Genomic DNA, 15221 nt, shown 5'->3' with positions numbered 1-15221 from the left:
GTGGACGAGGTATTCCCTCGTCCACACATTTTCTAGTAATATACCTACATTTTCAACTCTAACTTCGCAACTGCTTCACAATGCGCCGTATGTGGGAACATATCTACTGGTTGTATTTCTACCGTCTTATATCCACCGTCTTCTAATACACGTAAGTCACGAGCTAACGTTGCAGGGTTACACGATACATATACAACCTTCTTAGGCTTCATATCGATTATTGTATTCAGCAACGCCTCATCACACCCTTTTCTCGGTGGATCCACAACAATAACGTCAGCTTTAATACCTTGCTTGTACCAGTTTGGAATAACAACTTCCGCTTCTCCCACTTCAAACTCTGCGTTGTCTATCTCATTTAATTCAGCGTTACGGCGGGCATCATCAATAGCTTCTGGGACAATTTCTACTCCGTACACTTTTTTTGCTTTTTGGGCTAGGAATAACGTAATTGTTCCAATCCCACAGTACGCATCCATCACCGTTTCTTCACCAGTTAATTCCGCATAGTTTAACGCTGTATCATATAATACTTTCGTTTGCTCAGGATTTACTTGATAAAAAGAACGTGCCGAAATTGCAAATTTTATGTCGCCGATATAATCGTAAATGTACTCTTCTCCCCAAAGTACCGTTGTCTTATCTCCGAAAATAACGTTCGTTTTCTTTTGATTAACGTTTTGCACAATAGATTTTACCCCAGGTAATGCAGCAACAATCTCCTCAACGATTTTCTTTTTATTCGGTAATTCTTCCGTTCTCGTAATAAGTACAACCATCGTTTCGTTTGTTACAAGTCCGTAGCGAGACATTACATGTCGTAGAGTTCCTTTATGCTTCTTTTCATCGTATGCTCTTACACCGTATTTTTCACAAATAGCTCGAACTGTTTGAACAACTGTATCGTTCGTTTCTTGCTGAATCATGCATTCTTTCATATCGATAATTTCATGGCTTCGCTGTTGATAAAATCCTGCAACAAGTCCACCTTCCCGTTCACCAATCGGAACTTGTGCTTTATTTCGATAGCGCCACGGCTCTGCCATTCCAAGCACAGGATGTACAGGAACCCCTTGTAGTTTCCCTATCCGTTCCATCACACCTTGGACCTGCTTTCGCTTCGCCAACAGTTGACCTTCATACGTTAAATGCTGCAGTTGACATCCACCACATTGTTTATAGATCGGGCAAGGAGCATCTACTCGATAGTCACTTTCCTTTTGTAATTCGATTAAACGACCGATAGCATATCCTTTGTTTACTTTTATTATTTTTATTTTTGCCTTTTCATCTGGTAAAGCATTGGACACAAAGATAGGATAGCCATTAATTTTAGCTACCCCAGCTCCATCATGAGTCATATCTTCAAAGGCAACATCATAATATTCATTCTTTTGCACTGGCGGTTTTAATGCATTCATACAGTCTCTTCCTTCTTCCTAAATTGCTTCTCCGATTGTATCATAGCATTAGTATTCCATACCAGTTTTCCATTATCCTAATCCGCATTTCTAACAAATAAATAGGCAATAAATCCGAGCGGTCCTAGTAAAAATACAATTAGCGCCCATAAACACCCAATATTTGTTCCTCTTTTATCTCTTGCGTCACTATATACCCAAATGAGTGCAACGATCCCGATTAACCACCATAAGAAAAAAAATATCTCCATGCTTAACCCCTCCTGTTATATATTCTATTCCCCCTTACTATATTTACGAAAAATTCTGATAAAAGTTTCTTTCTAATAAATATTTCATTTTTATTCAACTATCAATTATGCTCTCACAATAAAACACGTTTGCTTGAATGTAAAAAAAATAGAGCTCTTATTAAGCCCTATTCCTTTTCTGCACGTTCTTTTGACACCATAATGTCAAAATGGCGATATAAATTGACGAATTCTCCTGGTAGGAGACCACCATATTCTCCATCTAAATTAAGTTGCATCTTTTCTTTCGTATTTACTTTCACTCGATTTGCTTTCGTATAAATGATGTGCGGATCTTTAATATGTTCACCCCGTAAAGCAAGTGAGGCTACTTTAATAAAGTCTGCTATATTCACCTTTTTTAATATAAGTAAATCAAACATTCCATCGTTTAAGCATGAATCTGGCGCTAGCTTTTCAAAGCCTCCTACCGAATTCGTTAAACTAACGAGGAATAACATAATCTCTCCTTCAAATACTTTACCGTCGTATTCAATACGTACGTCAGATGGACGAATGGAAGGTAGCATTTCTATTCCTTTTAAATAGTATGCTAGCTGCCCTATAACAGTTTTTAACTTACTTGGTACTTCATATGTTAATTCTGTAAGCTTCCCTCCACCGGCAATGTTCACAAAAAACATATCGTTTACTTTTCCGATATCAATTGGCATTGGTACACCGTTGGCAATTACTCTAGCTGCCTCTAAAATATCATCTCTTGGGATATCTAACGCACGAGCAAAATCATTCGTCGTACCTACTGGGATAATGCCAAGCTTTGGCCGATACGATTGCTCTGCAAGTCCATTTACGACCTCATTAATCGTTCCATCCCCACCTGCAGCAACGACTAGGTCGAACTCTCTTTCAGCTGCATGACGAGCAGCCTTCGTCGCATCCCCTGCTTCTGTCGTTGCATGACATGACGTTTCATATCCTGCTTTTTCTAATATTACTAATACTTCAGGCAAATATTTTTTAAAAACTTCTCTACCAGACGTTGGATTGTATATTATTCTGGCACGTTTCATATTAATCAACATCCTTAATTAATTAGTTTAAGGTTTTTTCACAAAGTATAAGGTAAAATTTTCTACCTTTTCATTTACATATTAGCTTAATCTTAATAACGAATCAATTTTTAAGCAAGAAATAGACTATTTACCTAGTTATTCATACATTTTAGCTTTTATAAAACAAAAAACCTTCACATCAGCTGCAAAGGTCTTTTATCCTACTTTTTTCAGTGTAATTTTATTTCCACAACCACATATTGTACTATGCTTTAATTGCTTAATGACTGTTTTACATATTGGGCAAGTTTTGATAGGTTTCATAACGGACTCCTTTATAGTATATTTCGAGGTTTTTTCAAAGAGGATAGAATAGTTGTATAAATTCTATGATAACATTTATTAAAGGAAAATCAATCCCTCTTTATAATTATTTTAAATAAGTAATTAATTTAAAAAGTGACATTTTTCGATAAAACGTGCAAACGACTGTACTTAATTTCTAATATAAAATCAATTGGGTACCACCTTATTACTAGTAACAATCGTTATTTGAGAAAATTTTGGAATAACGTACTTGATTCCAATATACATTTTACACAATAGTACGACTTACTCTGTATAGAATAGAGTACACATCCTGATACCCTATCAATTCCTACGATCTGCTTTCCATTAACATAAACCCCATGTAAAAAAACATTAATAACCCCCAGCTAAAATCAGCTAGGGGTCTATAAATCTATTATTCTTGTGGACTTGACTCTGATTTTGATGATGCAATTTCATCTGTTAGCGCATCGATACTACCGCGTACGTTTGCTTTACCAGAGAAGTTTTCAATTAGTTCTTTTACGTCAATGCCGGAAGAAGCTTTTAGTGATTCTTGCAAAGTAGACATTAAGTTTGTTGCATAACCTGTTACTTTGTTAGCTCCGCCGTTTTCACCGCTGCTGCCAGTATCCACAACTGTAATTTTATCAATGTTGCTAAGTGGGCTTGCGATTTGCTTCGCGTATTCAGGAAGCATTTTGATAATCATGTCTAAAATAGCCGCTTGACCGAATTGCTCGAATGCTTCTGCAATCTTTTCTTTCGCTTCTGCTTCTGCTAAACCTTTCAGACGGATAACTTCTGCTTCTGCTTCCCCTTGTGCTCTTTCCGCATCTGCTTTTGCAACACCATCGATACGAACTTTTTCCGCTTCCGCTTTTGCCATTGCCTCGATACGGTATTTGTTCGCATCTGCCTCTGCCATTTGACGAGCTTTTTCCGCTGCTGCTGCTTGCTCAACAGAGTAACGGTCTGCATCGGCTTTTTTCTTCACTTCGGAGTCATATTGGCGCTCACGACGTAAAATTTCTTTCTCTTCTAACTCAATTTGTTTTTGACGCTCAATAATTTGAATTTGCATTTGATGCTCTGTAACTTCTTGTCGCGCTCTCGCTTCCTCTAGATGGTACGCTTGGTCAGCACGAGCTTTTGCGATATCTTGTTCACGACGATATTCCGCTACTTTTAATTGATTCACTTTTTCTGCTTCCGCAATTTCTGTTGCGCGCTCTAGTTCCGCACGTTGCGCATCTTTTGCCGCTTCCGCACGTTTAATACGTGTTTCTTTGTCCGCCTCTGCAGTCGCAATGTCTGCATCACGCTTTACTTGTGCAATACGCGGTCTACCTAGTGACTCTAAATAGCCGTTATTATCACGAACATCTTTAATCGTGAAGGAAACGATAATAAGACCCATTTTCGCTAAATCTTGAGATGCAACACGTTGTACTTCTTGCGAGAACTTCTCACGGTTTTTATAAATTTCTTCTACTGTCATGGATCCGAGAATAGAGCGTAAATGACCTTCTAATACTTCACGAGCTTCATTCTCTAAATCTTCTTTTCTTTTTCCTAAAAATTGTTCCGCTGCTGTCGCGATATCACCGATAGAGTTTCCAATTTTAATAATTGCCGTTCCATCCGCCATTACCGGAACACCTTGTTCAGTATAAACTTCTGGTGTTTTTACATCTAATTTAATAGATAGTAAGCTTAACGGCTCCGCTTGTTGGAAAACAGGTACGATAAACGCACCGCCACCGCGCACAATTTTAATTTTGTTACCAGCTTCATCGACATGCACATTTTTTCCACCTAAGTAGCTACCAGTTACGATTAATGCTTCATCTGGTCCTACTGTTTTGTAACGTGCTACAAATACACCAATAAGAGCTAAGACTAAAAAGACTACAATACCAATAATAATTGCCATTTCTCCTAACATTAAAATACCTCCCCGTTTACTGTTGATTTTTTTCGATAAATTCATTATATGGAGTAACGAAAACTACTCCTTTGTTTACATCGATAATAAGCACTTCTGTCTCGTAGGCAATTTCTTCATTATAATAGCTTTGCGCGGAACGAGAAACAGTACTACCACCGATCGTTAACACAATTTCACCGAACCCGTCTCTAGGGATCGAAATAATTACTTTTGCTACTTTTCCTTTTAAATCCTCATCAGAGTAACCGAGCGATGTTTCTGCTGACTTTAATGGGACTAAAACGAACAAGTATAAAAGTGCCACTGCTAATAGTGAAAATAGAGAAGAGATAATTAGTGCAACGACGCTTTCCACACCGAAAAATTTCTCTAAAATATATCCACTTGCAGAAAAAATGGTAAAAAAGGATAAAATGACAGTCGGGTTCAGTGGCCCTGCGTCTACCACATCAAATATCCCATCCAATACATCACCTAACAAAATATAAAGAAGTGTTAGGCAACCAAAAATGACCAAACCCCATAAATAAAGCGTCATCATATCTACTCCAAATAACGTCATACGCATCTTCCTCTACATCAGTTTGATTACATCCTTACACCCTACTTTCCTTATTATACTAAAGCTGTTAAAAAATTTAATATATTCTTTTACTTTTTATACGATTTTGTTGCAACTAAGTTTCATTCTTTCAAAAAATAATTTCATAAAGAACATATGATTGGGAATTTTAATAAGAAATTAGAACGTTAGGAGGAAATCGCTTTGAAGAGGATTTTTGGTGTTTTACAAAAAGTAGGGAAAGCGTTAATGCTTCCTGTTGCGCTCCTTCCAGCTGCAGGTATTCTTTTAGCGCTAGGTAATGCGTTACGGCAAGAAAACCTTCTAGAATTAGCTCCTTTTCTCGGTGCTAGTTGGATTCAACGAGTTGCCGAAGTAATGGATGCATCAGGAGGGGTCGTTTTTGATAACCTCCCTGTACTGTTCGCTGTTGGAGTCGCTGTCGGGCTTGCTGGTGGCGAAGGGGTTGCTGCCTTGGCTGCCATTATCGGTTACTTAATAATGAACGCGACGATGGGTGTCGTAATTGGTGTAACCGATGCGATGATTGACGACCCCGCATATGCAAACGTACTAGGGGTTAATACATTACAAACTGGCGTTTTCGGAGGTATTATCGTCGGGATTCTCGGTGCATATATGTACAATAAATTCTATAATATTGAACTCCCATCGTATTTAGGCTTTTTTGCTGGGAAACGATTTGTACCAATTGTAACTGCTGCCTCTGCGCTAATTTTAGGATTACTTATGACTTTTCTATGGCCACCAATCCAAATTGGCTTAAATACATTATCTGAAAGTATGATTCATACTAACTTAACTCTTTCTGCTTTCATATTCGGTGTTATTGAACGGGCCCTAATTCCTTTCGGCTTACATCATATTTTTTATTCACCGTTTTGGTTTGAATTTGGTTCGTATACAAATGAAGCTGGCAATATCATTCGTGGAGATCAACGTATCTTTTTTGAGCAAATACGCGAAGGCTCTCAATTAACAGCAGGAACGTTTATGACAGGTAAGTTCCCGTTCATGATGTTCGGTCTACCTGCCGCAGCACTTGCAATATACCATGAAGCGCGTCCTGAAAAGAAGAAAGTTGTTGGTGGAATAATGGCGTCTGCTGCTCTTACGTCCTTCTTAACAGGAATAACAGAGCCTATAGAGTTCTCCTTCCTTTTCGTTGCACCAATATTATTTGCGATTCATACCGTTTTTGCTGGTTTATCGTTTATGGTAATGCATATTTTGAACGTGAAAATTGGGATGACATTCTCTGGTGGAGTGATAGACTACATTTTGTTCGGTATTGTGCCAAACAGAACAGATTGGTGGCTAGTGATACCGGTTGGTTTAGTATTTTCACTCATTTACTATTTTGGGTTCCGCTTTGCTATACGGAAGTTTAATTTAGCAACACCTGGTAGAGAAGATGTAAGTGAAGACGATGATGGTGGCACTCCTGCTACAGCTGGTGAACTGCCACATAATGTGCTAGATGCGATGGGTGGAAAAGAGAATATCGCCCATTTAGATGCTTGTATTACGCGGCTAAGAGTATCCGTCAACGATATTGGCCAAGTAGATAAAAATCGACTAAAAAAACTCGGCGCTGCTGGAGTACTGGAAGTTGGTAACAATATTCAAGCTATTTTTGGTCCTAAGTCTGATACGTTAAAATCGCAAATGAAAGATATTATGGATGGAAAAACTCCACGTCCAGCGAAAACTGTACCAGAAAGAGAAGTAGAACAACAAATTGAAGAAATAAATCCAGATGCTTTACAAACCGATTCTGCTGAAGAAGATTTTATTTCTCCGATTGCAGGTGAAATAATGCCGTTAGAAGAAGTACCAGATCAAGTGTTTTCTCAAAAGTTAATGGGAGATGGGTTTGCTATTTTACCAAGTGAAGGTACAGTTGTTTCTCCTGTTGACGGTAAAATCGTTAATTTATTCCCAACGAAGCACGCAATTGGTATTTTATCGAACAGTGGTCATGAAATACTCATTCATATCGGAATTGATACTGTTAATTTAAAAGGAGAAGGGTTTGAAGCATTTGTTGCACAAGGGGACACTGTTTCAAAAGGTCAACAACTTGTAAAGTTCGACCTTTCTTTCGTAAAGCAAAATGCCCCTTCTATTTTAACACCTATTATTTTTACAAATTTAGAGGATAATGAAGGCTTAAAAGTAAAAAAACATGGAGCTGTCTCATTGAAAGAAGAAAGTATTTTATCGATAACAAAAGGATAAAAAAAGCACCGTTCCAATTTTGGTTCGGTGCTTTTTTTATTTAACGTTTTTGTATTTCTTCTAACAATAATTTATTTACAAGTGGTGGATTCGCTTGACCTTTCGTCGCCTTCATAATTTGTCCAACTAAGAAGCCAACTGCACGGTCCTTACCATTTTTGTAGTCTTCAATCGATTGTTGGTTCGCATCTAAAATTTCTGTTACGATTTTACGAAGCGTGCCTTCGTCAGAAATTTGCACGAGTCCTTTATCTTTTACAATCTTTTCTGCGTCTCCGCCTTTTTCAATTAACTCTTTGAATACTTTCTTCGCAATTTTACTAGAAATCGTTCCATTTTGAAGAAGCTTAATCATACCAGCTAATCCTTCTGGTGTTAGAGCCGTTTCTTCTAATTCTTTTTGCTCAGCATTTAAGTAGGCCGATACTTCACCCATCAACCAGTTTGATGCTAATTTCGCATCTGCACCAGTATGAACTGTCGCATCAAAGAAATCAGACATTTCCTTCGAAAGTGTTAATACGTGCGCATCATACGCTGGTAGCCCTAATTCTTCTACGTAGCGCTTTTTACGTACGTCCGGTAATGCTGGGATAGAAGCACGCACTCTTTCTTTCCATTCGTCATCAATATGTAATGCAACTAAATCTGGTTCTGGGAAGTAACGATAATCGTCAGAGCCTTCTTTTACACGCATTAATATTGTTTGTTTAGAAGATTCGTCATATCGTCGAGTTTCTTGCTGAATAATTCCACCTGACAGTAATACTTTTTCTTGACGTTTTTCTTCGAATTCTAAACCTTTTTGAACAAAGTTGAAGGAGTTTAAGTTCTTCAGCTCTGTTTTCGTACCAAACTTCTCCTGTCCAACAGGACGTAATGAAATATTGGCATCACAACGAAGGGAACCTTCCTCCATCTTACAATCAGATACACCTGTATATTGGATGATGGATTTTAATTTTTCTAAGTACGCATAAGCCTCTTCTGGCGTACGCATATCTGGTTCTGATACGATTTCAATTAACGGTGTTCCTTGGCGGTTAAAGTCAACAAGTGAATAACCATCTCCACTATGCATTAATTTACCAGCATCTTCTTCTAAATGAAGACGAGTGATTCCGATGCGTTTTTTCTTACCATTTACTTCGATTTCAATCCAACCATTTTCACCAATTGGCTTATCGAATTGAGAGATTTGGTAAGCTTTCGGGTTGTCTGGATAGAAATAGTTTTTACGGTCAAATTTCGTATCTGTAGCGACTTCACAGTTTAACGCCATTGCAGCTTTCATTGCGAACTCAACTGCTTGTTTATTTAATACAGGTAGTACACCAGGGTAACCTAAATCAATAACACTTGTTTGTGTATTTGGATCTGCACCGAATTCCGTTGGGCTTGCAGAAAATATTTTTGATTTTGTTTTTAACTCTACGTGTACTTCAAGTCCAATAATCGTTTCAAAGTTCATCTTGTCTCACCCCTTACAATTGTGGTTTTTGTTTATGATGGTCTGTTGCTTGCTCGAATGCATGGGCAACACGGTAAATTGTACTTTCATCAAAGTGTTTTCCGATAATTTGTAATCCAACCGGTAAGCCGTTCACAAATCCACCTGGTACAGAAATAGCCGGTACTCCCGCTAAGTTAACTGGAATGGTTAAAATATCGTTTGCGTACATTGTTAACGGATCGTTCACTTTTTCTCCTACTTTAAATGCGGGAGTTGGAGTTGTTGGTCCAACGATCACATCGTAGTTTTCAAACACTTTTTCGAAGTCTTCTTTAATTAATGTTCTTACTTTTTGAGCTTTAATATAGTAAGCATCGTAGTAACCAGAGCTTAATGCAAACGTTCCTAACATAATACGACGTTTTACTTCTGGTCCAAAACCTTCACTACGAGTTTGCTTGTACATATCGATTAAATTTTTCGCATTGTCCGTACGGTAACCGTAACGAACACCGTCGAAGCGCGCTAAGTTAGCTGAAGCTTCAGACGAAGAAAGTAAATAATACGTTGCAAGCGCATATTTTGAGTGAGGTAGTGATACTTCATCCCACGTTGCCCCTTGCGCTTCTAACACTTTTAACGCATCTAATACGGATTGACGAACTTCTTCGCTAACCCCTTCACCTAAATACTCTTTTGGTACGGCAATTTTTAACCCTTGAATGTCTCCAGTTAAGCTAGAAAGAAAATCTGGAACCTCTGCATTCGCTGAAGTGGAATCCATTGGGTCTAATCCTGAAATAGCTTGTAATAGGTACGCATTATCTTCTACTGTTCTTGTAATCGGACCAATTTGATCTAGTGATGATGCAAAAGCAACTAGCCCATAACGTGATACACGACCGTATGTAGGCTTTAATCCAACTACTCCACAAAACGCAGCTGGTTGACGAATTGAACCACCTGTATCAGAGCCTAGGGAGAAAAATACTTCGCCTGCCGCTACAGCAGCAGCAGAACCACCACTTGACCCACCTGGCACTCTATCTAAATCCCACGGGTTACGAGTTGCTGCAAACGCTGAGTTTTCGTTTGAAGAACCCATTGCAAACTCATCCATGTTTAATTTACCAATTGTAACTGTTTGGGCAGCTTGTAGTTTTTGTACAACTGTTGCATCGTAAATCGGATCAAAGTTCCCAAGGATTTTGCTCGCACAAGTAGTACGAATACCTTTCGTTACGATGTTATCTTTTACACCAATTGGAAGTCCGAACAATAATCCATGTTCTTTCTCTACCCCAATTGTTTCATCTAATTGTTTTGCATATGCACGTGCATTTTCTTCATCTAATGTTAAGAACGCTTGAACTTTATCGTCTACATTGTGAATTTGTTTATAAGACGCATCCACTAAGTCCGAAACGCTAATTTCTTTCTTATGTAAAAGACTATGTAGTTCTGATAGCTTTTTGTCGAATAAAGACACTTTTTTTCCCTCCTTACTATTCTAATATAGATGGAACGCGTACTTGTCCATCTTTATGGTCTGGTGCATTTTTCAATACTTCCTCGACTGGAAGACCTTTTGCCGGAACATCTTCACGCAACACATTTTTCATATGTAAAACGTGTGTTGTTGGCTGAACATTTTCAGTATCGAGTTCATTTAATTGCTCAGCAAACGTAATAATAGAATCTAACTGATTTGTGAATAATTCTGCTTCTTCTTCCGTTATCGCAAGACGCGCTAAGTGAGCTACGTGCTTTACTTGATCTTTTGAAATACGGGACATTTCTTTCACCTCCGTAAAATTTCGGACTTGCACAATATACTTATAATACTAAACTTTTACTACCTACTTCAAGCTACAGTTGTTCTACAATAATATAGAAAGAAAAAGATTTGTGAAATAGGTCGTTAACTCAATGAATAATTTACGTTTATTTGAAAATTTTGTCGATACGTTCATACTAAATCACATTAATCAAATTTGAATTTACCTACTCTGCTTTCATCTATATAATAATTCAAACAAAAACAGATAATCATATAAAAATAAAAAATGCATAGGATACTAAAACAAGGCGAATTAGCATGTCTGATTTTTCTGAATAGTTTTACTTTAGAAAAAATACAATTCAGCTTTAACCTTATAATGGCAACGGTTTACAAGCCGTTGACTATGTTACAAATATGTTTCATCGCCTTGAATTATTGGGAATAGTTTGTTAGGTTAAGTAACCGTAAGCATTTGTATTTTTTTCAGAAAGGGAGAATGCTAGAAAAATAGAAAAATAGGAGTGATTTTGATGGAAACGGGAACGATTATCGCGTTAGCATTGTATTTTATCGGGATGCTAGCGATCGGACTTTACGCTTATAAGAAGTCGACCGATGATTTATCAGGGTACATGCTTGGAGGACGAAGGCTTGGACCTGGTGTAACAGCATTGTCAGCTGGGGCATCAGATATGAGTGGTTGGATGTTAATGGGATTACCAGGTGCGATGTATGCATCCGGAATGTCAGAAATATGGATTGCAATTGGTTTAACGATTGGTGCATATTTAAACTATATTTTAGTTGCACCTCGCTTACGTACTTATACGGAAGTAGCTAATGATTCTATTACAATTCCAGACTTTTTAGAAAACAGGTTTTTTGATAACACTAGAATTCTTCGCCTAGTTTCAGGTATTGTTATTATTATTTTCTTTACCCTTTACACCTCTTCAGGATTAGTATCTGGTGGTACGTTATTTGAAAGTGCATTTAATATGGATTATAAAGTAGGTTTATTTGTAACTGCAGCTGTAGTTGTTTCCTACACATTATTTGGTGGTTTCTTAGCAGTTAGTTTAACGGACTTTGTCCAAGGTTGTATTATGTTCGTCGCTTTAGTGTTAGTCCCTATTGTTGCGTTTACTAGTTTAGGGGGCCCAACACCAACCTTCGAGGAAATCCGTAGTATCGATCCAAACCTTATGAACTTATTTGCTGGTACATCTGTTTTAGGTATTATTTCGTTACTAGCATGGGGGCTTGGTTATTTCGGTCAACCACACATTATCGTCCGCTTTATGGCGATTAAATCAGTTAGTGATTTAAAAGCTGCGCGTCGTATCGGAATGGGTTGGATGATCGTAGCAATTATCGGTGCGTTAGTAACTGGTTTAGTAGGTATCGCTTATACTTCTCAAAACAATATTCAAATTGAAAATAGTGAGACGATTTTCATCGTACTATCACAAGTTTTATTCCATCCTATTATCGGTGGGTTTTTATTAGCCGCTATTTTAGCAGCAATTATGAGTACTATTTCTTCTCAGCTACTTGTCACATCAAGTGCGTTAACAGAAGACTTTTATAAAACATTCATAAAACGTAGTGCTTCTGAAAAAGAACTTGTATTTATCGGGCGTTTATCGGTATTTATCGTTGCAGTTGTAGCAATTCTTTTATCACTTACACCAAACGATACGATACTGAACTTAGTAGGTAACGCTTGGGCAGGATTTGGTGCTGCTTTCGGTCCAGTAATTTTATTAAGTTTATTCTGGAAACGAATGAACCGTTGGGGAGCACTTGCTGGGATGCTTGTTGGTGCAATCACCGTTCTTTTCTGGATTTACTTCCCAGTAGAATTTAATGGTCAAACGTTAAGTGGTTGGGTGTATGAAATTATCCCAGGTTTCATTCTAAGTACAATTGCTATTATACTAGTTAGTTATATTACTAACTTCCCACGCCAAAAAGTGCAGGATGGCTTTGAAGAAATGAAAGAAACATTAGATGAAGAAACAAAGTAATATAGTTAAGCAAGAGGATCAGAGCTAGCTCTGATCCTCTTTTTTTTACTAGAATTCAAAAAATTTACATATTTCATAAAATACAAAAATTCTCATTGCCATCGTTGAAGTTACAAACTACAATGTAATAAATATAGAAAGCTTATTTTCTCACTATAAACATATACATTAGTATACGATATTAATCGTAAATACGAAAAGATTGGAGTGATTAGGATGGAAACAGGTACAATTATTTCGTTAGCGCTCTATTTTATTGTAATGATTGCTATCGGGGTGTATGCCTACCGGAAATCAACAAATGATTTAGCCGGCTATATGCTTGGTGGAAGAAAGCTTGGTCCTGGTGTTACAGCTTTATCCGCTGGAGCATCTGACATGAGTGGCTGGATGCTCATGGGATTACCTGGCGCCCTTTATGCATCCGGAATATCTAGCATGTGGATTGCAATTGGTTTAACAATCGGTGCGTATGTCAATTATTTAATTGTAGCACCACGTCTTCGTTCTTATACTTATATCGCGAATGACTCTATTACAATACCAGACTTCTTCGAAAACCGATTCGGAGATCAAACGAGAATTCTTAGAATCGTTTCAGCAATTGTTATCATTATTTTCTTTACACTTTATACTTCATCCGGTTTAGTTGCTGGTGGAACATTATTTGAAACGGCTTTTAAGATGGATTACAGTGTTGGATTATTTGTGACAGCCCTAGTAGTTGTAGCCTACACGTTTATCGGGGGATTTCTAGCAGTTAGTTTAACAGACTTCGTTCAAGGTACTATTATGTTTATCGCTTTAATACTAGTACCAATTGTCGCACTAACAAGTGTTGGAGGAACAGCAACAACGATCGATACCATCCAAAGTATTGACCCTAACTTAATGAACTTATTTACCGGAACAACCGTCTTAGGTATCATTTCTTTACTTGCATGGGGGCTTGGATATTTCGGACAGCCACATATTATCGTCCGTTTTATGGCCATCCGATCCATCAAAGAGTTAAAGCCAGCACGCCGTATCGGGATCGGCTGGATGATTATTACGTTAATTGGTGCAATGGCAACAGGCTTAGTTGGAATTGCCTATGTTTCACAAAATAACTTGCAAATTGGAAACTCCGAAACAATTTTTATTGTATTATCACAAACACTCTTTCATCCTTTTGTAGGTGGATTTTTATTAGCTGCTATTTTAGCCGCGATTATGAGTACTATATCTTCGCAGCTGTTAGTAACTTCTAGTGCTTTAACGGAAGATTTTTACAAAACGTTTTTACGTCGTACTGCGTCTGATAAAGAATTAGTAATGGCTGGTCGCCTATCGGTTGTAATCGTTGCCATCGTTGCTATATTTTTATCTTATACACCAAATGATACTATCTTAAATTTAGTAGGTAATGCATGGGCTGGTTTTGGTGCAGCATTTGGCCCTGTTGTTCTATTAAGTTTATATTGGAAACGAATGACTCGTTGGGGAGCATTAGCAGGAATGTTAACCGGGGCAATTACGGTGCTATTCTGGATTAATTCTTCTATTGAAGTGAATGGTTTAGTTTTAAGCAAATGGATGTATGAAATTATCCCTGGTTTTCTATTAAGTACGATTGCTATTATTGTAGTTAGCTTACTCACTAAACTTCCTAGCGAAAAAATTCAAGGACAGTTTGAGGAAATGAAAAAATCATTAGAATAAAGATTGTCGGGTCAGAGCTAGCTCTGACTCTTTTTTTGTGTTGTATGAACGATTTTGTGCGTCCCTTGAACAAGCTACAGGCGGCACATAAAACGAGTGTAATCCACATAAATTGTTCGGTAACCCACATATGTGAGCGGGTAATGCACAGAAACTTCGGAGGGAGCATTGAACGAGCTACTGGCCGCACATAAAACGATTGTTAACCCACAGAAATTGTTCGGTAACCCACAGAAACGAATGGATAATGCACAGAAACTTCGGTGGGAGCATTGAACGAGCTACTGGTCGCACATAAAACGATTGTTAACCCACATAAATTGTTCGGTAACCCACAGAAACGAATGGATAATGCACAAAAACTTCGGTGGGAGCATTGAACGAGCTACTGGTCGCACATAAAACGATTGTTAACCCAC

11 protein-coding genes are annotated in these 15221 nt (G+C 37.8%); 3 read left to right on the top strand and 8 right to left on the bottom strand.

Going from position 1 to position 15221, the window contains the following annotated elements; genetic code table 11:
- Positions 1-44: 44 nt before the first annotated feature.
- From rlmD to BC6307_RS00245, 5 genes are all read right to left on the bottom strand, one after another.
- On the bottom strand, positions 45-1421 hold the full coding sequence (gene rlmD / locus BC6307_RS00260; RefSeq protein WP_066416115.1) for a 23S rRNA (uracil(1939)-C(5))-methyltransferase RlmD: 1377 nt from the start codon (positions 1419-1421) through the stop codon (positions 45-47).
- A 77-nt stretch (positions 1422-1498) separates the two neighbouring features.
- Positions 1499-1672 (bottom strand): PLDc N-terminal domain-containing protein, encoded by a 174-nt coding sequence (locus tag BC6307_RS24610; RefSeq protein WP_169714860.1) that lies wholly within the window; start codon positions 1670-1672, stop codon positions 1499-1501.
- Between the two features lie 167 nt (positions 1673-1839).
- The gene (locus BC6307_RS00255) at positions 1840-2745 is read right to left on the bottom strand and encodes a diacylglycerol kinase (protein WP_066416112.1); all 906 of its coding nucleotides are present in this window, start codon (positions 2743-2745) and stop codon (positions 1840-1842) included.
- Positions 2746-3472: 727 nt separating this feature from the next.
- Positions 3473-5005, bottom strand: a complete 1533-nt coding sequence (locus BC6307_RS00250) for a flotillin lipid rafts scaffold protein FloT (protein ID WP_066416109.1) — start codon at positions 5003-5005, stop codon at positions 3473-3475.
- Between the two features lie 16 nt (positions 5006-5021).
- Complete coding sequence (locus BC6307_RS00245) at positions 5022-5570, bottom strand: NfeD family membrane protein (RefSeq protein ID WP_066416106.1); 549 nt, start codon at positions 5568-5570, stop codon at positions 5022-5024.
- A 204-nt stretch (positions 5571-5774) separates the two neighbouring features.
- Here BC6307_RS00245 and ptsG point away from each other — a divergent pair, with 204 nt between their 5' ends.
- Positions 5775-7832 (top strand): glucose-specific PTS transporter subunit IIBC, encoded by a 2058-nt coding sequence (ptsG, locus tag BC6307_RS00240; RefSeq protein ID WP_084380423.1) that lies wholly within the window; start codon positions 5775-5777, stop codon positions 7830-7832.
- 40 nt (positions 7833-7872) lie between these two features.
- On the opposite strand, the gene gatB is transcribed toward ptsG, so the two are convergent.
- Genes gatB through gatC form a run of 3 tightly spaced genes read right to left on the bottom strand, consistent with a single transcriptional unit; the run spans position 7873 to position 11081 of the window.
- Entirely contained in the window at positions 7873-9303 is a 1431-nt protein-coding gene (gene gatB / locus BC6307_RS00235; protein WP_066416103.1) for an Asp-tRNA(Asn)/Glu-tRNA(Gln) amidotransferase subunit GatB, read from the bottom strand.
- 13 nt (positions 9304-9316) lie between these two features.
- Complete coding sequence (gatA, locus tag BC6307_RS00230; protein WP_066416100.1) at positions 9317-10774, bottom strand: Asp-tRNA(Asn)/Glu-tRNA(Gln) amidotransferase subunit GatA; 1458 nt, start codon at positions 10772-10774, stop codon at positions 9317-9319.
- Between the two features lie 16 nt (positions 10775-10790).
- Positions 10791-11081, bottom strand: a complete 291-nt coding sequence (gene gatC / locus BC6307_RS00225; RefSeq protein ID WP_066416096.1) for an Asp-tRNA(Asn)/Glu-tRNA(Gln) amidotransferase subunit GatC — start codon at positions 11079-11081, stop codon at positions 10791-10793.
- A 517-nt stretch (positions 11082-11598) separates the two neighbouring features.
- On the opposite strand from gatC, the gene putP (BC6307_RS00220) reads away from it, so the two are divergent.
- The gene (gene putP, locus BC6307_RS00220) at positions 11599-13098 is read left to right on the top strand and encodes a sodium/proline symporter PutP (RefSeq protein WP_066416092.1); all 1500 of its coding nucleotides are present in this window, start codon (positions 11599-11601) and stop codon (positions 13096-13098) included.
- A gap of 216 nt (positions 13099-13314) precedes the next feature.
- A complete protein-coding gene (gene putP / locus BC6307_RS00215; protein WP_066416090.1) occupies positions 13315-14802 on the top strand; it encodes a sodium/proline symporter PutP in 1488 nt (495 codons plus the stop codon).
- Positions 14803-15221 lie beyond the last annotated feature (419 nt).

This window comes from Sutcliffiella cohnii (assembly GCF_002250055.1).
In the GTDB taxonomy this organism is placed as follows: Bacteria; Bacillota; Bacilli; order Bacillales; family Bacillaceae_I; genus Sutcliffiella; species Sutcliffiella cohnii.
The sequence above is the reverse complement of the archived record's forward strand: the minus strand, read 5'-3'. Positions and strand labels throughout refer to the sequence as shown.